The organism is Pantoea sp. EABMAA-21, assembly GCF_030053335.1.
GTDB classification, from domain to species: Bacteria; Pseudomonadota; Gammaproteobacteria; order Enterobacterales; family Enterobacteriaceae; genus Pantoea; species Pantoea communis.
On sequence record NZ_JASGBX010000002.1, the window covers coordinates 226,522 to 244,804 of the forward strand.

Annotated in this window: 15 protein-coding genes and 4 tRNA genes; 5 read left to right on the forward strand and 14 right to left on the reverse strand. The window is 54.0% G+C overall.

Features of this window, described 5'->3' with window-relative positions:
- Window positions 1-72: 72 nt before the first annotated feature.
- The 3 genes from QMZ65_RS04500 to QMZ65_RS04510 all read right to left on the reverse strand — a co-directional run bounded on the left by QMZ65_RS04500 (window position 73) and on the right by QMZ65_RS04510 (window position 345).
- Window positions 73-148, reverse strand: a tRNA-Lys gene (locus QMZ65_RS04500).
- Between the two features lie 4 nt (window positions 149-152).
- Window positions 153-228, reverse strand: a tRNA-Val gene (locus QMZ65_RS04505).
- A gap of 41 nt (window positions 229-269) precedes the next feature.
- Window positions 270-345: transfer RNA gene (locus QMZ65_RS04510), tRNA-Val, on the reverse strand.
- Window positions 346-618: 273 nt separating this feature from the next.
- Here QMZ65_RS04510 and gltX point away from each other — a divergent pair.
- The gene (gene gltX / locus QMZ65_RS04515) at window positions 619-2,040 is read left to right on the forward strand and encodes a glutamate--tRNA ligase (protein ID WP_058959062.1); all 1,422 of its coding nucleotides are present in this window, start codon (window positions 619-621) and stop codon (window positions 2,038-2,040) included.
- An 84-nt stretch (window positions 2,041-2,124) separates the two neighbouring features.
- Here gltX and QMZ65_RS04520 read toward each other — a convergent pair whose 3' ends face one another.
- Complete coding sequence (locus QMZ65_RS04520; RefSeq protein WP_034825897.1) at window positions 2,125-2,478, reverse strand: YfeC-like transcriptional regulator; 354 nt, start codon at window positions 2,476-2,478, stop codon at window positions 2,125-2,127.
- A gap of 114 nt (window positions 2,479-2,592) precedes the next feature.
- Window positions 2,593-3,378, reverse strand: a complete 786-nt coding sequence (locus tag QMZ65_RS04525; RefSeq protein ID WP_034825900.1) for a formate/nitrite transporter family protein — start codon at window positions 3,376-3,378, stop codon at window positions 2,593-2,595.
- Between the two features lie 344 nt (window positions 3,379-3,722).
- Between QMZ65_RS04525 and QMZ65_RS04530 the strand changes: the two genes are divergently transcribed.
- Window positions 3,723-3,798, forward strand: a tRNA-Ala gene (locus QMZ65_RS04530).
- A gap of 401 nt (window positions 3,799-4,199) precedes the next feature.
- Here the strand turns inward: QMZ65_RS04530 and QMZ65_RS04535 are convergent.
- From QMZ65_RS04535 to QMZ65_RS04555, 5 genes are all read right to left on the reverse strand, one after another.
- The gene (locus tag QMZ65_RS04535) at window positions 4,200-5,816 is read right to left on the reverse strand and encodes a rhodanese homology domain-containing protein (RefSeq protein ID WP_283215504.1); all 1,617 of its coding nucleotides are present in this window, start codon (window positions 5,814-5,816) and stop codon (window positions 4,200-4,202) included.
- Window positions 5,809-6,399, reverse strand: coding sequence for a cysteine dioxygenase family protein (locus QMZ65_RS04540; RefSeq protein ID WP_097118550.1), 591 nt, complete (start codon window positions 6,397-6,399; stop codon window positions 5,809-5,811). The genes QMZ65_RS04535 and QMZ65_RS04540 overlap by 8 nt, the downstream gene beginning before the upstream one ends.
- A complete protein-coding gene (locus QMZ65_RS04545) occupies window positions 6,396-6,602 on the reverse strand; it encodes a hypothetical protein (protein ID WP_255253274.1) in 207 nt (68 codons plus the stop codon). The genes QMZ65_RS04540 and QMZ65_RS04545 overlap by 4 nt, the downstream gene beginning before the upstream one ends.
- Window positions 6,602-7,690, reverse strand: a complete 1,089-nt coding sequence (locus tag QMZ65_RS04550; protein WP_283215505.1) for an LLM class flavin-dependent oxidoreductase — start codon at window positions 7,688-7,690, stop codon at window positions 6,602-6,604. Before QMZ65_RS04550 ends, QMZ65_RS04545 begins: the two co-directional genes overlap by 1 nt.
- A gap of 192 nt (window positions 7,691-7,882) precedes the next feature.
- Window positions 7,883-9,073 carry a NupC/NupG family nucleoside CNT transporter gene (locus QMZ65_RS04555; protein ID WP_034825912.1) on the reverse strand — a complete coding sequence of 397 codons (1,191 nt, stop codon included), beginning with the start codon at window positions 9,071-9,073 and terminating at the stop codon, window positions 7,883-7,885.
- 369 nt (window positions 9,074-9,442) lie between these two features.
- Here QMZ65_RS04555 and QMZ65_RS04560 point away from each other — a divergent pair, with 369 nt between their 5' ends.
- Window positions 9,443-10,684: an Nramp family divalent metal transporter gene (locus QMZ65_RS04560; RefSeq protein ID WP_034825925.1), complete on the forward strand. Its 1,242-nt coding sequence runs from the start codon at window positions 9,443-9,445 to the stop codon at window positions 10,682-10,684.
- Between the two features lie 60 nt (window positions 10,685-10,744).
- Here the strand turns inward: QMZ65_RS04560 and QMZ65_RS04565 are convergent, their stop codons facing one another.
- Complete coding sequence (locus QMZ65_RS04565) at window positions 10,745-11,092, reverse strand: DUF2502 domain-containing protein (protein WP_058959054.1); 348 nt, start codon at window positions 11,090-11,092, stop codon at window positions 10,745-10,747.
- A 159-nt stretch (window positions 11,093-11,251) separates the two neighbouring features.
- The gene (gene mgrA, locus QMZ65_RS04570) at window positions 11,252-12,244 is read right to left on the reverse strand and encodes an L-glyceraldehyde 3-phosphate reductase (RefSeq protein ID WP_182056557.1); all 993 of its coding nucleotides are present in this window, start codon (window positions 12,242-12,244) and stop codon (window positions 11,252-11,254) included.
- Between the two features lie 213 nt (window positions 12,245-12,457).
- Here mgrA and QMZ65_RS04575 point away from each other — a divergent pair, with 213 nt between their 5' ends.
- On the forward strand, window positions 12,458-14,113 hold the full coding sequence (locus QMZ65_RS04575) for an alpha-keto acid decarboxylase family protein (protein WP_283215506.1): 1,656 nt from the start codon (window positions 12,458-12,460) through the stop codon (window positions 14,111-14,113).
- Between the two features lie 301 nt (window positions 14,114-14,414).
- Complete coding sequence (gene glk, locus QMZ65_RS04580) at window positions 14,415-15,380, forward strand: glucokinase (RefSeq protein WP_283215507.1); 966 nt, start codon at window positions 14,415-14,417, stop codon at window positions 15,378-15,380.
- A 33-nt stretch (window positions 15,381-15,413) separates the two neighbouring features.
- Here glk and QMZ65_RS04585 read toward each other — a convergent pair whose 3' ends face one another.
- Window positions 15,414-16,139 carry a LytR/AlgR family response regulator transcription factor gene (locus QMZ65_RS04585; RefSeq protein WP_097116535.1) on the reverse strand — a complete coding sequence of 242 codons (726 nt, stop codon included), beginning with the start codon at window positions 16,137-16,139 and terminating at the stop codon, window positions 15,414-15,416.
- The gene (locus QMZ65_RS04590; protein WP_097116536.1) at window positions 16,136-17,827 is read right to left on the reverse strand and encodes a sensor histidine kinase; all 1,692 of its coding nucleotides are present in this window, start codon (window positions 17,825-17,827) and stop codon (window positions 16,136-16,138) included. Before QMZ65_RS04590 ends, QMZ65_RS04585 begins: the two co-directional genes overlap by 4 nt.
- Window positions 17,828-18,283: the final 456 nt, after the last annotated feature.

The window sequence follows — 18,283 nt, forward strand, 5'->3', positions numbered from 1 at the left end:
GTTTGCAAAGGTTTTGTGAGGGTGGGCAAATAGCAGATAGCAAAAAGGCGCCTTTAGGGCGCCTTTCTACATTGGTGGGTCGTGCAGGATTCGAACCTGCGACCAATTGATTAAAAGTCAACTGCTCTACCAACTGAGCTAACGACCCGAAGTGGTGGGCGATGACGGGCTCGAACCGCCGACCCCCTCCGTGTAAAGGAGATGCTCTACCAACTGAGCTAATCGCCCACTTCGGAACTGCTTAACAAGAGTGTCATCTGACTAAGATATGGTGGGTGATGACGGGCTCGAACCGCCGACCCCCTCCGTGTAAAGGAGATGCTCTACCAACTGAGCTAATCACCCCCGCTGTGTGGAGTCGCATTATAGGGATCCTTCGAAGTGAGTCAACGCTTTTTAAAACATAAATGTGCGTTCGCTTTAAATTTAGGCAGCATGCCGCGCTTTTAGCCAATGTGCTGGTTTTATTAGCAGAAAAACGCACTTCAATCTGTGATGCCGCCGCGAGAGTCATTGAGGAAAGCGTCCCACCTGCTAGAATATGCGCACTGTTTTTTCGCGTTAACCCGTTTTTTTGTCATCCAGACAAAGAAACCTGCGCATCTAAGGCAATGCTGAATGAAAATCAAAACTCGCTTCGCACCCAGCCCAACGGGCTACCTGCATGTGGGCGGTGCCCGTACTGCTCTTTATTCCTGGCTTTATGCTCGCCATAACAAGGGCGAATTCGTTCTGCGTATCGAAGATACCGATCTGGAACGTTCAACGCCGGAAGCCATTGAAGCCATCATGGATGGCATGAACTGGCTCAACCTGCAGTGGGATGAAGGCCCGTACTATCAGACGAAGCGCTTTGATCGTTACAACGCGGTCATCGATGAGATGGTAGCAGCAGGTACCGCTTATAAATGCTATTGCTCTAAAGAGCGTTTAGAAGCGCTGCGTGAAGAGCAGATGGCGAAAGGCGAGAAGCCACGTTATGACGGCCGTTGCCGTGACAGCCATGAACATCATGCGGCGGATGAGCCTTGCGTGGTGCGTTTCCGTAACCCACAAGAGGGTTCGGTGATTTTCGATGACCAGATCCGTGGCCCGATTGAATTCAGCAACCAGGAGCTGGATGATCTGATCATCCGTCGTACCGATGGTTCACCGACCTACAATTTCTGTGTGGTGGTGGATGACTGGGATATGGGCATCACTCACGTGATCCGTGGTGAAGACCACATCAACAACACGCCACGCCAGATCAACATCCTTAAAGCGATTGGTGCAGAAGTGCCAACTTACGCGCACGTCTCCATGATCCTGGGTGATGACAGTAAAAAGCTGTCGAAACGTCATGGCGCAGTCGGTGTGATGCAGTACCGTGATGACGGCTATCTGCCGGAAGCGCTGCTCAACTATCTGGTGCGTCTGGGCTGGTCACATGGCGATCAGGAGATTTTTAGCGTGGCAGAGATGGCCGAGCTGTTTACTCTGGATGCCGTGAGCAAGTCTGCCAGTGCGTTTAACACCGAAAAACTGCAGTGGCTGAACCATCACTACATTAATACGCTGCCGCCAGAGTACGTGGCAACGCAGCTGCAGTGGCACATCGAGCAACAGAATATCGATACCCGCACCGGTCCGGAACTGGCGAAGCTGGTGACGCTGCTGGGTGAGCGTTGCAAAACGCTGGTAGAGATCGCGGCTTCTTGTCGTTACTTCTATGAAGAGTTTGAAGCCTTTGATGCTGACGCGGCGAAGAAACATCTGCGTCCTGTTGCGCGTCAGCCGCTGGAAGTGGTGCGTGACAAACTGGCTGCGCTGAGCGACAGCGAGTGGAATGCGGAGAATGTGCACAACGCGATTCAGGGTGCAGCCGATGCGCTCGAGTTGGGTATGGGCAAAGTGGGCATGCCACTGCGCGTAGCGGTGACCGGTGCAGGTCAGTCTCCGGCACTGGATGTGACGGTCGAAGCGATTGGTCGCAGCCGCAGCGTAGCCCGTATCGAAAAAGCGCTGGCCTTCATTGCTGAGCGTGAAGCCCAGGCTTAATTGAGTTAGCGGCAGCCTGTAACGTTGCCGCTTCACTTATCGCGGGCATTAAAAAAGCCGGGTGCATGATGCGCCCGGCTTTTTTTAATCTTCTTTAATTCCTAGCCGTTCCAGCACGCCACTTATCCCTTCGCGCAGCAACAAAGCAGCCAGTTGATCTTGCTCAGCGGTTGTCATTTGCTGGACAGAATTTATTAATAACGCAGGTAATGTATTTTGTTGAGCACCGTAATTGGCCGCCGGCTCGGTCGCGTGGCGGGTGGACTGAACAAAGCTTTTTACACGCTCATCAATATGAATCAATCGCGCCTTACCACCCTGTACACCTGGCTTGGGCGTGGTTGTCCAGTTTTCGCGTTTGATCCATTTATTCACCGTTTGCCGACTGTAGCCCGTTTCCAGCGCGAGCTCCTCGGGGGTGAGCCATTCCTTTTTCACGATGCTGTCCCTGTTAAATACATTAGCTGTACATATTACAACAAAACGTAACGGGGAAAAGTAATCAGGCAGGAAAATGCCTCTTGTCTCATGACAAAAGGCATAAATCGGATATTAAGCTTCGCTGGTTTCAGCTTGCGCAGGACGGAAAGCAAGGAAATAGGTGAGACCAACAAATATTGCACCGCCCACGCCGTTGCCGAGGAAGACGGCAATCACGTTTGGCGCAAATTCTGCCCAGCTCATTTGTCCGGCAAAAATCGCGGCGGGCACAATAAACATGTTCGCCACCACGTGCTGGAAGCCAATCGCCACGAAGGCCATCACCGGGAACCACATGCCGAAGATTTTGCCGACCATATCTTTACTGGCGAAAGCTAACCACACCGCCAGACACACCAGCCAGTTGCAACCAATGCCGGAAATGAAGGCGTGCAGGAAATCCGCATTCACCTTCGCGTGTGCAATCGCCACGGTCTTTTTCAGATAATCGCCTTCGGTCATGCCGAGCATGTGGCCAAAGAACCAGGCGACCGCGATGCTGCCAATAAAGTTGGCAATGGTGACCCAGAACCAGTTGCGCAGCACGCTAAAACCGCTAATGCGGCGGGCGAACCACGCGATCGGCAAGGTCATCATGTTGCCGGTCAATAGTTCACCACCGGCCAGAACGGTTAGAATCAGGCCAACCGGGAACACCGCCGCGCCGAGGAAGCCGCCAAAAGAGCCCCATTCAGCAGGCAGTTGGTTGATAACATGCAGATCCAACAGAAAACCAGTGGCAATAAAGGCACCGGCCATAAAACCAAGGATCAATAAGGTGGAAACAGGCAAACGGCTTTTAGCCACGCCCGCTTGAATCGCCAGTTGGGCGATCTCTTTCGGTGTATGCAGCGACATATTTCACTTTTCTTTTATTGAACAAGGGGAAAATGCTGGCCGGTCAAAGAGTGATATACCCTGGAAGGTTGACCGGTTAATTAGCGCGCTAAGTTTTACACTTACCCGTAACGAACACAAGATTATTCCTAACATCTTTAACCCTGATTTAACCTCGGTTGCAGGGTGTTAAATGCGAAAATACGTTAACGGAGTGCACAGTTGCGTTGAAAAAAAAGCCATTACGGTAGGGCGTTGCCGCCTTTTTCAGCGATTGAACACAGAACGAGAATTTGGCGTTGACACTCAGGGAGCGGTTTCATATGATGCCGTCCGTCGAGTTAAATCGGCTGTTTTTCGGTGCTGGGGGTATAGCTCAGCTGGGAGAGCGCTTGCATGGCATGCAAGAGGTCAGCGGTTCGATCCCGCTTATCTCCACCAAATCTCTGTTCGTCCTGAACAATAGCATCACAATCTAACACTGACTGAATTCATAATTGCTCATTTCGTATGCAGAATGGCGTCATTATTCGTGTGACGACAACTCCCAGCGTTCTGAAATGCGCCCATCTTTTGATATCAAGTATCTCGACGAATTGCGCCGTAAATCGCGCGTGCTTCTTCCTGTGCGCTGAGATGATCTCACCCATTCAGCACCAGCTGCTAATTAGGGGCGCAATGAATCGCACCGCAGCAGCTTCTCACGCGCTGAGATGATTTTATCCGTTCAGCGTTCAGCGTTCAGCACTGCATCTGAGTGCGCCATAAATCGTGCCGCCAGAGCTAAGTGTGCACTGAAATTATGCACAATCTGGTCGCGACGCAATTCATGGCGCTAAGAATTAAGCGGTTGCGGCTTGTTCTTGAGCAGGCAACACGCGGAAGCCGTGTGTGCCATCGCGATCCAACTGCGCCACCAGACCGTATTCCCAATCCAGATACGCCTGCATCACAGCAGGTGCGATATCGGTGCCTTCATACGGACGGCGATAGCGATCAATCGCCGGAGACAGCAACTGCTGGTCGCCCTGCTCGGTGGGCAACTGCGCTGCGCGCCAGGCTGCATTGCCGCCCTCCAGTACAAACACCGGCTTGCCGGTGAGTTCTGCCACCTGTTCAACCGCATATCCGGCCAGCAGGCTGCTGCCACAGGTCAGCACATAACGTCGTGCCGCTGGTAGTGCGGCTTTGCCCTCTTTTTGCAGCGTTGAACGCAGCAGCCAGCCCGCTCCCGGAATATGACTGTTGAGGTGATTGGCGCGCGTGGTGAAGTCCAGTACCTGGGTCTGACCTTCCTCCAGCCACTCCGCCAGTTGCTGCGGAGAAATAAACTCGGGCTGTGCAACCGCAGGAACCTGCGCTTTCCAGGCACCGGTGGCAGTGAAATCACTGGCCTGCAACTCTTCCAGCACTGACACCTGCCAGCCAAGCTGCGCCAGCCAGGAGGCGGTCATATTGGCGCGTACACCATCGTCATCAATCAGTACAATACGTGCACCGCGCACGCTGGCGTAATGATCGGTTTCCTGCACCAGCTGTCCGCCTGGTACATGACGACTGCCGGGCAGATGACCCGCCGCATACTCGTCAGCGTCGCGCACATCAAACAGGTAAGTGGTGCGCGGTTCCTGCTGCCAGCGCTTGAGCGTTGCCAGTGGAATGCGTTCTACGCCAGCGCGATCGGCAATGCCTCGTGCGTGACTCGCCGCCTGTCGCTGTGCCGTTTCGCTGGTTTCACCGTAGCGGCGCGACTGACCTTTATCCAGATCGTGGCCTGCCAGCGTCCAGCCAATCGTGCCGTTGCGCAGCGCAAACACCGGATTAGGGATACCGGCATTCACCAGCGACTGGGTGCCGATGATGCTGCGCGTGCGGCCCGCACAGTTCACGATCACCGTGGTTTCCGGTGATGGCGCGAGATCACGCACGCGCAATACCAGCTCACCGCCCGGCACGCTGGTGGCGCCTGGAATGCTCATGGTCTGGTATTCATCAAAGCGGCGCGCATCCAGCACCACCACGTTGGCGTCGCTGTTGATTAAGCTGTGTACTTCATCAGCTGACAGGGAAGGGGTGTGATTGTGATGTTCTACCAGTTCACCAAAGGCCTTACTCGGTGAATTCACATCAATAAACAGCTCCCCGCCGGCTGCCTGCCAACCCGTTAAATCCTCTTTTAACAGCGCCACATTGCTGTAGCCCAGCGCGGCAATACGCTCTGCTGCTGCCTGTGCCAGACCCTCGCCGTTATCATATAAAGTGATGGCTGTTGTGGATTGTGGAATGCGGTCCAATAGCTCCAGCTCCAGTTTGGAGAGCGGGATATTCACCGCAAACAGCGGATGGCCGGTGGCAAACAGCGCTTCGTCGCGCACATCAACAATCGCCACTTCCTGCTGCTGACGCAGAGCCTCAAGAATGTCCGCAGCCTGGCGGAAAGGGAATACGGGTTTACTCATGTGATAGATCCCAAATGTTCGGTAAGTAACGGTTGCTGTAACCGGAGATAAACTGTTTTTCACTGCCGTCTTCGCGATATACCGCGCGTTTGACCGCGCCAATGTTGGCGCCATAGACGTGGATGCTGATTGACACGCGATCGTCATAGGCATTGCTCACGCGATGAATATCCCCCACGGTGGGAGAGACGGCTTCGACGTTGCCGGGATCAAGCCGTATCGGCGCACCTTCTGGCTGCAGGCCGTTCGGCCCGGGCTGCCAGGATTGCGATATCTCCGCACCGCGCAGCATGCCAATTAATCCCCATACGCGATGGTCGTGAATCGGGGTTTGCTGGCCAGGCCCCCAGACGAAGCTCACTACTGAAAAGCGCTGCCGGGCATCGGCGTACAGCAGATATTGTTGATAGTGTTCGGGATGCGGCTGAGAGTAAGCCTCGTCCAGCCAGTCGTCATGTTGGATCAGCTCGCCCAGCCAGGCGCTGCCCTGTTGCAAAACAGTGGCTTCATCGGGATTCTGGTCGAGCAAGATGGCAAGGTTACCGACAAAGTCGCGTAAACGATGATGCTGATAGGCACTCATGATTTATCTCCCGGCAAAGCGGGATCAAAAGCCGTAAGTTCCAGTCCGTAAGACAGGTTGTTGAGTTCGCCTGACCATTTTAACGCGGCAAAACGATCCCCCTTAACATCGCCCAGACGCAGTGTGACTTTATCAGCAGCGAACAGCGGATGGAGCGTGGAGATCGCCAGCGCAACACCGGTAAAGAGAGCTGCCAGCCGCATCAGGCGCTCCTTTTGTTAGCGGCGTTTAGCGCCGCGACTTTCTCACGCGTCAGCGGAATCAGCTCCTCGCCATATTCCACCGCATCATTCAGCGGATCGAAGCCGCGAATCAGCACACTGTGAACTCCCAGGCGATAGTAATCCAGCAGCGCATCGGAAACCTGATCGGCGGTGCCAACCAGCGCTGTGGAGTTGTAGCCGCCTTGCACCAGTTTAGCCACGCCGGTCCATAACACTTTGTCCAGGCGATCGCCTTCATTGGCGGCAGCTAACAGGCGCTGAGCGCCAACACTTTGCGGCTTGGGTTTACCAAAGGCGAAGCCGGTCTCTTGCAACTGCTTCTCGGCCAGTTCACGGATATGCTCGGCACGTTCCCAGGCCTCTTTCTCAGTTTTCCCGATAATCGGACGGAACGAGATATTGAAATCAATCTCACGCCCGTGCTGAGCCGCAGCGGCTCGCACATTGCGCACTGTCTCTTCCGCACCTTTCAGCGGTTCGCCCCACAGGGCAAAGACATCGGCATGGCGCGCAGCGACATCAATCGCTTCCTGAGACGATCCACCAAAGTATATCGGCAGCTTTTTCTGCGCAGGTTTGATGGCGGAAAACGCCTGCTCAGCCTGGTAAAAATGTCCCTTATGATCATAAGGCTGGCTGGATTCCAGACTCTGTTTTAGCACGGCAAGAAACTCATCGCTGCGCGCATAGCGTTCGGCTTTATTCAGGAAGTCACCATCACGACGCTGCTCGACATCGCTACCGCCGCTGATGATATGCACGGCCAGCCGACCATCGGTCAGTTGATCCAACGTTGCCAGCTTGCGTGCGGCCAGTGTCGGTGCGACAAAGCCCGGACGGTGTGCCAGCAGGAATTTTAGTGTTGAGGTGTGTGCCGCAGCATGTGCGGTCACCAGAAAGCCGTCGGGTTGATCGGACCAATAGCCCACCAGAATGCGATCAAATCCCGCTTCTTCATGGGCGCGGGCGAAACGCGCGATGTAATCTTTATCGAACAGCGGACCGCTGGCGGGAATGATTTCGGAAGCCAGGCGGTGGCCAATCATGCCAAGAAATTGAATGCTCATACGATTCTCCAGATGTGACGTTATGGAGAAAAGCTACGGGCGCAGGCAACCGGGACGGAAATTCAATATTGTGAAAAGGTTTTGCGTCAGGCGGGGAAGCGGCGAATGACGGGGATAAAAGGGGTGAAATGCAAGATAGAACAGAAAGGCATAATTAAGAAGAGAAGGGCGAGCCGCAGCTCGCCCTGAACATCAGAAGGCCAGAACCAGACCGGCGATAGCGGCAGAAAGCACGCTCACCAGGGTTGAGCCGTACAGCAGTTTAAGGCCGAAGCGAGAAACCACGTTACCCTGTTCTTCGTTCAAGCCCTTAATCGCACCCGCCACAATCCCGATAGAGGAGAAGTTAGCGAAGGATACGAGGAACACAGACAGGATTCCTTCTGCGTGCGGTGACAGCTGACCAGCAATCTTCTGAAGATCCATCATCGCCACGAATTCGTTAGAAACCAGTTTGGTTGCCATGATACTGCCAACCTGCAGCGCTTCACTGGACGGCACGCCCATCACCCACGCAAACGGGTAGAACACGTAACCCAGCACACCCTGGAAGCTGATGCCGAAGATTAGATCAAACAGCGCGTTCAGACCTGAAATCAGGGCGATAAAACCAATCAACATGGCGGCAACGATGATCGCCACTTTGAAACCGGCAAGGATATATTCGCCCAGCATTTCGAAGAAGCTCTGACCTTTGTGCAGATCCTGCAACTGCAGATCTTCTTCGCTATCGACGCGGTAAGGGTTGATCAGTGACAACACAATGAAGGTGCTGAACATGTTCAATACCAGCGCGGCCACCACATATTTCGGCTGCAGCATAGTCATATAAGCGCCGACGATGGACATGGAAACTGTCGACATTGCCGTAGCAGCCATGGTGTACATGCGACGCTGTGACATTTTGCCAAGGATATCCTTATACGCGATAAAGTTTTCTGACTGTCCCAAAATCAGAGAGCTTACGGCGTTGAAGGATTCCAGTTTGCCCATACCGTTGACTTTTGACAGCACGGTACCGATGCCGCGGATCACCCAAGGCAGGATACGGAAATGCTGCAAAATACCGATTAGCGCCGAGATAAACACGATCGGGCACAGAACATTCAGGAAGAAGAACGCCAGGCCTTTGTCGTTCATGTTGCCGAATACGAAGTTAGTCCCTTCGGCAGCATACTTTAGTAGATGGTCAAACAGACCCGCGAACCCTTTGACGAAGCCGAGGCCCGCTTCAGAGTTGAGGAAGAACCACGCCAGCAAAACTTCGATCACCAGAAGCTGTACGATGTAACGAATACGGATGCTTTTACGATCGTGACTGACCAGCAAGGCCAGTACGGCTACCACCACTAATGCCAAAAGAAAGTGCAAAATATGGGACATGTCGGCTCCAAATTTGAGGAGGGTTGTATTTTGTTGCGTATTCTATGTAACGCGTTACTTAAAAACGAGATCAAAACCACATTATAAGTATTCGGTATCGACAAATTTCTAAGAATAGTCTCACCGCTCACAACCTCTTCACAAAGCCTTCACAAGAAATATCCATAAAAACATTGTCTATAAAATAACCCGGGAGTAGAGTGATTCCTGTTGCAAACATTTTGGCAAGAACTGGCTTTACCGCAGGGTATAGCAATGGCTATACTTCATAGCACCATCTATTATTACGATAACTATAATCAAATTTCACTTGCCTTGAGCGCCCGTTAAGCTGCATGGGTCAACAAGCGTTAGGACAGGGTCCACACTATGTCAGAAAGTCGCACCGCTGAGCGCGCCGCTCGCGGAGCCAGAAAAATCAAGCTCGCGCTGCTTGGCCCTGCCTTCATCGCGGCAATTGGTTATATCGATCCCGGTAACTTTGCCACCAATATTCAGGCGGGTGCGGCCTACGGCTACAAACTGCTGTGGGTGGTGGTCTGGGCCAATGTGATGGCGATGCTGATTCAGCTGATGTCAGCCAAACTTGGCATCGCCACCGGTAAAAACCTTGCCGAGCATATCCGCGATCGCTTTCCACGCCCGGCAGTGTGGTTCTATTGGGTGCAGGCGGAAATCATCGCCATGGCCACTGACCTCGCCGAATTTATTGGTGCGGCACTCGGCTTTAAATTATTGCTGGGGATTTCGTTACTGCAAGGCGCCGTGCTCACCGGCGTCGCCACCTACCTGATTTTGATGCTGCAAAGCCGGGGGCAGAAGCCGCTGGAGTTGGTGATTGGCGGCCTGCTGTTGTTTGTCGCCGCTGCCTATATTGTTGAGCTGTTTTTCTCGCAGCCGAAAGTGAGTGAATTGGTCACCGGTATGGCGTTGCCTTCGCTGCCCACCTCTGACGCCGTGTTCCTCGCTGCCGGTGTGCTGGGTGCCACCATCATGCCGCATGTGATTTACCTGCACTCGGCACTGACGCAACACGGTAACATTGGCAGCAAAGCGGATCGCTACTCGTCCACTAAACTCGATGTGGCGATTGCCATGACCATTGCCGGCTTTGTCAATCTGGCGATGATGGCGACTGCGGCGGCAGCTTTCCACTTCAGCGGGCACACCAGCATTGTGGATCTCGACCAGGCGTATTTGACGCTGCAACCTTTGTTGGGCCGCGCAGCAGCCATTGTGTTTGGATTAAGTCTGGTGGCGGCAGGCTTGTCTTCTACCGTGGTGGGAACACTGGCGGGACAAGTCGTGATGCAGGGCTTCATTCGCTTCCATATTCCGCTGTGGCTACGTCGCACCATCACCATGCTGCCTTCCTTTATCGTGATCTGGGCCGGATGGGATCCAACGCGCATTCTGGTGATGAGCCAGGTACTGTTGAGTTTCGGTATCGCACTGGCATTGATCCCGCTGTTGGCCTTTACCGGCAACCGCGAGTTGATGGGCGATGAGATGGTCAATTCGCGCCTGATGCAAAACGCCGGACGCCTGATAGTGGTGCTGGTGGTGGCATTGAATCTCTATCTGTTGGTCGGTGAGGCGCTCGGCTGGTAACGCTTCGGCTGGTCAAGACGAAAAAAAGAAAATCCCGGCTATCAGGCCGGGATTTTTGTATTAGTGGTGGTGGTGATCATGCCTGTCATCATGACGATGGTCATGGCGCCAATGCTCACGGCGTTCCCGTTCATGCCAGCGGCGTTCACGCTCACGTTCGTAAGCCTGATGACGACGCCACTCTTCATGACGCCACCAGCGATGATCGTTATAACGATAACGGTCATTCCACCAGCGCGGCTCACGCCAGCGTCCGCCATCCCAATAGTAACCACGACGATCGCGATCGCCGAGATGCAGCGTGACACCCGGAGCCAATGTAAGGGTGGCGCTGTTGGCTTCTGCTGTGTGCATTGCCAGGGGTGAAAGTGTTGCCAGCAAGGCGGCAAACAAAATTGCACGTTTCATAAATTCTCCTTTTCAGTGGCTTATCACTGCCACCGTTGCGCTAGTGTGCCACATCGGTCCAGTGTTGCCTTGAGAGTGAGTCTGAAAACGTTGCGGGAAATCTGAATTGAGAATTTTCTGCTGCGGAAAATACCCGGCCTGAGCCGGGTAGGTAAGCGTTTACACTAATATGTTATGAATCGCTTCGATCTCTTCAGTTGTCAGCTCGGGCTGGCTTAGCATCTCAACGGCATCATCAATTTGCGCAGTTTTACTTGCACCAATCAGCACCGAAGTCACGCGTGCATCACGCAGCACCCAGCTCAGCGCCATTTGCGCCAGCTTCTGCCCACGCTGCTGGGCGATCGCCTGCAGCTTACGTACTTTTTCCATCTTCTCTTGCGTCAACTGGCTCTCATTAAGGAATTTACTGCCGCTGGCGGCACGGGAATCCTCAGGGATGCCTTGCAGATAGCGATCGGTGAGCACACCACCCGCTAGCGGAGAGAAGGCGATGCAGCCGACGCCATTATCACCCAGCACATCCAGTAGACCTTGCTCTTCCGGTGCACGTTCGAACATGGAGTATTTCGGCTGATGAATCAGGCAAGGCGTGCCCAGATCGCGCAGAATGGCAATCGCTTCGGCTGCTTTATCTGCCGGGTAATTGGAAATGGCGGCATACAGCGCTTTGCCCTGACGCACCACCTGATCGAGCGCGCGCATGGTCTCTTCCAGCGGCGTTTCCGGATCGGGACGGTGATGATAAAAGATATCGACATACTCCAGCCCCATGCGTTTCAGGCTCTGATCCAGACTGGAAATCAGATACTTGCGCGAACCCCAGTCGCCGTAAGGGCCGTCCCACATGGTGTATCCGGCTTTGGTGGAGATCACCAGCTCATCGCGCAGCCCGGCAAAATCCTCGCGCAGAATGCGACCAAAATTGGACTCCGCAGAACCCGGCGGGGGGCCGTAGTTGTTGGCAAGGTCGAAGTGCGTGATGCCGCGATCAAAGGCGTGGCGCAGGAGTTCACGGCTATTATCGACGCGCGTGCTGTCGCCAAAGTTGTGCCATAAACCCAGCGAAATGGCCGGTAATTTCAGGCCAGTACGGCCACTGCGACGATATTGCATCTGTTGATAGCGGTCGGGATGAGGAAATACAGACATGCAGCGTTCCTGTCTCAAAAAGGGAGAAAGTGACATCAGCATAGAAGTGTATGCGTTTACACTAAGCCGAAACGCGCCGAAGATCGCAACTTACAGAATTTTCTGTCGTCGTAACGATTGCTTGCCACAAATCACCATGCGCTGATGGTGAAAATCTCGCCAATTCAGCCACATCGCTGATACTTCGATCATCCCCTTAAGAAGGAGCTGTCGATGAAAACCCTCAACGTTGGCGACTATTTACTGCACCGTTTACAGCAAGCTGGCATCCGTCATCTGTTCGGTGTGCCGGGTGATTACAATCTGCAATTTCTCGACAGCGTTATCGCTCATCCTGAGATTGCCTGGGTCGGTTGCGCCAATGAACTCAATGCCGCCTACGCGGCGGATGGCTACGGTCGTTGCAACGGTGCTGCTGCACTGCTCACCACGTTTGGCGTGGGTGAACTGAGTGCGATTAATGGGATTGCGGGCAGCTATGCCGAATATGTCCCGGTTATTCATATTGTTGGCGCGCCAGCCAGTCGTGCGCAGCAGCAAGGTGACTGTGTACATCATTCACTGGGGGACGGCGACTTCCATCATTTCCTGCGCATGGCACAAGAGGTAAGTACCGCCAGCGCGGTGCTGACTGCGGATAATGCGGTTGAAGAAATTGACCGTGTGATATCGGAAGCGCTTAACCAGCACCGGCCCGGCTATCTGCTGCTGGCGGTGGATGTCGCGGCGACGGAGATTACGGTGCCTGATGCTCAGCCCGTTGCGCCTGTCCATCAGGAGACCGCCGTTGCGACAGCTTTTACTGCCGCCGCTGAACGCTTACTGGCTCCTGCACAGCGCGTGGCGTTACTGGCCGATTTCCTCGCTTCGCGTTGGCAATTGCAATCGCCGCTGTTTGCACTCCGCCAACTACGCGCCATTCCCGCCGCTACATTACTGATGGGCAAAGGCGTGCTCGATGAACAGCAGCCCGGCTATGTGGGTACCTACGCTGCCGAAGGCAGCAGCGATGCGGTGCGCCGGGCCATTGAAGAGACGGATGTTACGCTGTGCGTCGGCGTGCGGTTTACCGATACCCTGACCGCCGGTTTCACCCAGCAGTTACCCGCAGAGCGCGTTATCGACCTGCAACCGTTTCACGCCACGGTGGGCGGAGAATGCTTTGCGCCGCTTAGCATGGCGCAAGCCCTCGCCGCATTATTGCCCGTTTATCAACGCCACTGCGTACATTGGGCACTGGCCGACACTGCATCTTGCGAAGAAATTGAGCAAAACGATGATGCGGTAATCAGTCAGCGCGCATTCTGGCAGGCGATGCAGCGCTTCCTGCTGCCGGGTGATATCATCCTGGCCGATCAGGGCACGGCCGCCTTTGGTGCCGCCGCGCTGCGTTTACCACCGGGCGCAGAATTGCTGGTGCAACCGCTATGGGGCTCGATTGGCTATACTCTACCGGCGACCTTTGGTGCACAAACGGCACAACCTGACCGACGCGTCATTTTGATTATCGGTGACGGTTCAGCGCAGCTGACGATCCAGGAGCTGGGTTCCATGCAGCGTGACGGGCAACAGCCGATTATTTTCCTGATCAATAACGACGGTTACACGGTTGAGCGGGCGATTCACGGCGCTGAACAGCGTTACAACGACATCGCACAATGGAACTGGACTGCGCTGCCACATGCCATGAGCGTAGAGTGTGCGGCACAAAGCTGGCGAGTGAACGAAACGGTGCAGTTAACGGCGGTAATGGAGCAATTAATGCGTCAGCGTCGCCTGACGCTGGTGGAAGTGGTGATGGAAAAACAAGATCTGCCGCCGCTGTTGCGTAAAGTCACTGCAGCTCTGCACCAGCGTAACGGCGGCTAGCCACTATCCGGCTTAGGCTTTGTCGTTTTAGACCAGGCGGTGCCTGAAATCCTCACGTACACTCGTTACGCTTCGGTTTCTCCGCATCGTCCGTTTCCTGTGAGGCTGCGTCGATAACGCCTGACGTGATAAGCCCGCAGTTTCGGAAAGTTGCCTCTATACAGTGAAGCCGCTGATTGTCAGGCTGTGACACGCACCAGAAATGTTTACGCCCATCGTGCTGGTGGGCGTTATTGTTTTATTGGCAGGCTCTTATATAGTGTCCTGCAATTGTTTATGACCCAAGCGGAGCAGCAGAAGAATGACAAAATACGCCCTGGTCGGCGATGTGGGCGGCACCAACGCCCGTCTCGCCCTGTGTGAGGTGGAGACCGGCGCCATCTCCCAGGCCAAAACATTCTCAACATCAGACTACGACAATCTCGAGGCGGTGATTCGTGCTTATCTCGATGAGCAAAAACAGGACATTAAACACGCCTGCATCGCAATTGCCTGTCCAATCACCGGGGATTGGGTCGAGATGACCAATCACGATTGGGCATTCTCAACTCGTGAGATGAAAGAGCACCTGGCATTCGACAGCCTGGAAATCATCAATGATTTCACTGCCGTGTCGATGGCTATCCCGATGCTGGCCGAAGATCAAGTGATTCAGTTTGGTGGCAAAGCGCCGGTAGAAGGCAAACCGATTGCCATTTACGGTGCCGGCACCGGATTAGGCGTGAGCCATCTGGTGCACGTGGATAAGCGCTGGATCAGCCTGCCGGGCGAGGGCGGTCACGTTGACTTCGCCCCGAACAGCGAAGAAGAGGGTGAAATTCTCGAAGTGCTGCGTGCGGAACTGGGTCACGTGTCGGCGGAGCGCGTGCTGTCAGGATCCGGTCTGGTGAATCTCTATTGCGCCATCGTCAAATCTGACAGCCGTGAGCCTGAAAACCTCAAGCCGAAAGATGTCACCGAGCGTGCATTAAAAGATAGCTGCATCGATTGTCGTCGCGCGCTGTCGCTGTTTTGCGTGATCATGGGGCGTTTCGGTGGCAACCTGGCACTCAATCTCGGCACCTTTGGTGGCGTGTACATTGCGGGGGGAATTGTGCCGCGCTTCCTCGATTTCTTCAAAGCCTCCGGCTTCCGCGCCGCGTTTGAAGACAAAGGCCGCTTCCGTGATTATCTGGTCGATATCCCGGTGTATATGATCACCCACGATCAGCCAGGCCTGCTGGGCGCGGGTGCACATTTGCGCCAAACGCTGGGTCGCGTGCTGTAATCTGTTCCGGCGAGCAGCGTCCTGCTGCTCGCTTTACAACCTCATCAACTGGCGAAACGCCTTCACCTTGCTACGGCTCACCGGCACCTGCGCATCCAAATCACGCAACTTCACCAGATAGGTATTGTTAAACCACGGCTCAATCTCACGAATTTTACTGAGATTGACGCAGTACGATCGATGACAGCGGAAAAAGAGCGGTTCCGGCAGGCGACTGCAAAATTCACTGATCGCCATCGACATCACATACGCTTCGCGGCGGGTATAAACAAACGTCAGTTTTTCGTGCGCTTCAACATAATAGATATCGTTGATATCTGTCACGATAATGCGCTCATCTTTCACCAGATTAACGGTTTGCGGCGCGCTTTGCTGAGTGGATGGCTGTGCGAGGTGCTGCTGTGCACTGGCCTCCAGCTTGTTCAGCATGGTGATAATACGCGACTCATGATAGGGCTTAAGGATGTAGTCAAACGCATCCAGTTCAAACGCATCCACCGCATGCTCTTTCCATGCGGTGATAAACACTATCAACGGCTTATGCGCAAATTGGTTAATGTTTTGGGCCAGCAGCATGCCATCCAGTGAAGGAATGTTGATGTCGAGGAAAATGACATCGACGCGATGGTTTTGCAGATACTTCAGCACTTCCAGCCCATCATCAAAACAGGCTTCGATAGTGATCTGACTGTGCTGCTGGATCATCCAGCTCAACTCTTGCTGAGCAAGAAACTCGTCTTCGACGATAATGGCTTTCACGCGCTGGGTTCCGTGATATGGCTCAACGGTGCAGCCAGACGCTGACCGTTTTTGCTCAGAGTGAAGGCGATTTCCGTTCCCGGATGATGACGCGTGATGCTCAGACCCTGACCGGAAAGCAGTTTCACCCGATGATGCACATTAAGCAGCCCGATTTTGTTACCCGGCATCTCATCGCGTGCCACCCGGCCAATGACCTCTTCACTGATACCCGCGCCCGTATCGCGCACCGCAACGCGCACATAATCACCGAGGTCTTTCACACTCAAGGTCACCACCCCTTTGCCACGGCAGGGCTGAATACCGTGCACAATGGCATTTTCCACCAGAGGCTGAATCAGCAAACTGGGCAGCGTGAAGTGGAGATCTTCATCAATGTCATAAATCATCGACAGCTTATCGCCAAAGCGCGCCTGTTCAATCGCGATGTAATCCTTCACCTGCCACAGCTCTTTTTTAATATCGATCAGCTCGTCATCGTTCAGCTCAAGGTTGTAGCGTAAATAGCGCGAAAGATTGATCACCAGCTGACGTGCCGTATCTGGATTGAGACGAATGGAAGAGGAGATAGCATTCAGCGCATTAAACAGGAAGTGCGGGTTAATTTTACTCTGCAACGCACGCAGTTCCGCTTTATTTGCCATCTCACGTAACTGCTCCGCGCGCGATACCTCCAGCTGGGTGGAGATAATTTGCGACAAACCAATGGCCATCTCTTTTAGCGATCCGGTAATGCGATGCGCTCGACGATAATAGATTTTTAACGTGCCTGTGACTTCCCCTTTTTCCCAAAGGGGAATAACCAGCATCGAGTGAATATCTTTGGTGCGATGCGCCTCATCATTATTCTTGATGATGATTTTGCCGCTCGCAATCGACTGCGCCGTGGTAGGGCTGATGCCATCATCCCCGTTGTGATAGTTATGCTCACCGTAGCCGACATAAGCGAGAATCTGCTGAGTATTGGTGATGGCCACGGCATCGGCATGAATATCGCTGCGAATGATATCGCACACCTGACGCAACGACTGGCTATTCACCTGACGAAACAGCGGCAACGTTTTATTGGCAATTTCCAGTGCCAGCTTGGCCTGACGCGCCGCGATCGCCTCTTTTTCTCCTTCCACGCTCTGCACTAACAGTACAATCAAGCCAATGCTCGATGCGCCGAGAATCATCGGTAAAGCGATCTCAGAAACAATCGAAAAGCCCAGCGCCATCGGTCGAGCCCACAGCACAATCAGCAACATGGTGAGGGTTTCGCACAGCATGCCGCCAAGAATACCGGCGCGCCAGCGCTGCTCTTTGCTCACGCGACGATTGATAAACCCAGAAGCGATACCGGCAACGATGCTGGTAATCAGGCAAGGCACAGCCGTGACGCCATCCATATCGATCAGATAACGATGGATGCCCGCGATCACCCCGGTAGCGATACCAACCCACGGGCCAAACAGAATGCCGCCGGACATCACCGCAATCACCCGCACGTTCAGCAGCGAACCATCGACGTTAATGCCCGACCAGGTACTGAACAGCGCAAACAGCGAGAATATCGCCGTCACCACCACTTTCTCTTTGATCGAATGCTCATCTTTTTGCAGCAGCTGACGGAATACCCGCGTGCGGGTAAGGAAGAACAGACAAATCAGCATCAGCGCAGCGCGGTCAAATACCGCCAGCAGCATGTCGAAGTGGGAAGGCAAGGGCATCTCTCGGAGTGAACCAGGGTGAGGTTATGATAAAAAATGTGATCAAGATCTGCCAGCGCCGCGACACCCGCAAAACGCTTCTCATGGTTTAGATCAATTTTCCGGCCAAATTCTCACTGGTGTTTTAAAACAGCAACGCATTCAGCTCAAGGCCAGAACGGGCCAGCCCGAAGAGCAAAGCGTCTGGGCCACGGATGGCCCAGCCGATCTGCAGGGATGCGTGTTGTCTTTGCGATAGGGCTGGCCCGTTCTGGCCCTGGTACCCAACCAACAGCGACTATCAACTCAACTCCCAACTCCCAAAATCCCCAACACTCCCCAAAAAGAGGAAAACTTGAGTAACAAAAAGAGGATTAGTAATCCCTACGCAGAACGCTGGTTGTAAATCACGCGGTTTGCTATGTTGCCATGAGTTATTTCGCGGAGCGCAGC

What these genes read in the sequence shown, in the direction of transcription:
- QMZ65_RS04575 (WP_283215506.1), top strand. Translation starts at nt 12,458, where the DNA reads ATGAAAACCCTCAACGTTGGCGACTATTTACTGCACCGTTTACAGCAA.
- QMZ65_RS04535 (WP_283215504.1), bottom strand. Translation starts at nt 5,816, where the DNA reads ATGAGTAAACCCGTATTCCCTTTCCGCCAGGCTGCGGACATTCTTGAG.
- gltX (WP_058959062.1), top strand. Translation starts at nt 619, where the DNA reads ATGAAAATCAAAACTCGCTTCGCACCCAGCCCAACGGGCTACCTGCAT.
- QMZ65_RS04560 (WP_034825925.1), top strand. Translation starts at nt 9,443, where the DNA reads ATGTCAGAAAGTCGCACCGCTGAGCGCGCCGCTCGCGGAGCCAGAAAA.
- QMZ65_RS04555 (WP_034825912.1), bottom strand. Translation starts at nt 9,073, where the DNA reads ATGTCCCATATTTTGCACTTTCTTTTGGCATTAGTGGTGGTAGCCGTA.
- glk (WP_283215507.1), top strand. Translation starts at nt 14,415, where the DNA reads ATGACAAAATACGCCCTGGTCGGCGATGTGGGCGGCACCAACGCCCGT.
- QMZ65_RS04540 (WP_097118550.1), bottom strand. Translation starts at nt 6,399, where the DNA reads ATGAGTGCCTATCAGCATCATCGTTTACGCGACTTTGTCGGTAACCTT.
- QMZ65_RS04525 (WP_034825900.1), bottom strand. Translation starts at nt 3,378, where the DNA reads ATGTCGCTGCATACACCGAAAGAGATCGCCCAACTGGCGATTCAAGCG.
- QMZ65_RS04565 (WP_058959054.1), bottom strand. Translation starts at nt 11,092, where the DNA reads ATGAAACGTGCAATTTTGTTTGCCGCCTTGCTGGCAACACTTTCACCC.
- QMZ65_RS04545 (WP_255253274.1), bottom strand. Translation starts at nt 6,602, where the DNA reads ATGCGGCTGGCAGCTCTCTTTACCGGTGTTGCGCTGGCGATCTCCACG.
- QMZ65_RS04550 (WP_283215505.1), bottom strand. Translation starts at nt 7,690, where the DNA reads ATGAGCATTCAATTTCTTGGCATGATTGGCCACCGCCTGGCTTCCGAA.
- QMZ65_RS04590 (WP_097116536.1), bottom strand. Translation starts at nt 17,827, where the DNA reads ATGCTGCTGGCGGTATTTGACCGCGCTGCGCTGATGCTGATTTGTCTG.
- mgrA (WP_182056557.1), bottom strand. Translation starts at nt 12,244, where the DNA reads ATGTCTGTATTTCCTCATCCCGACCGCTATCAACAGATGCAATATCGT.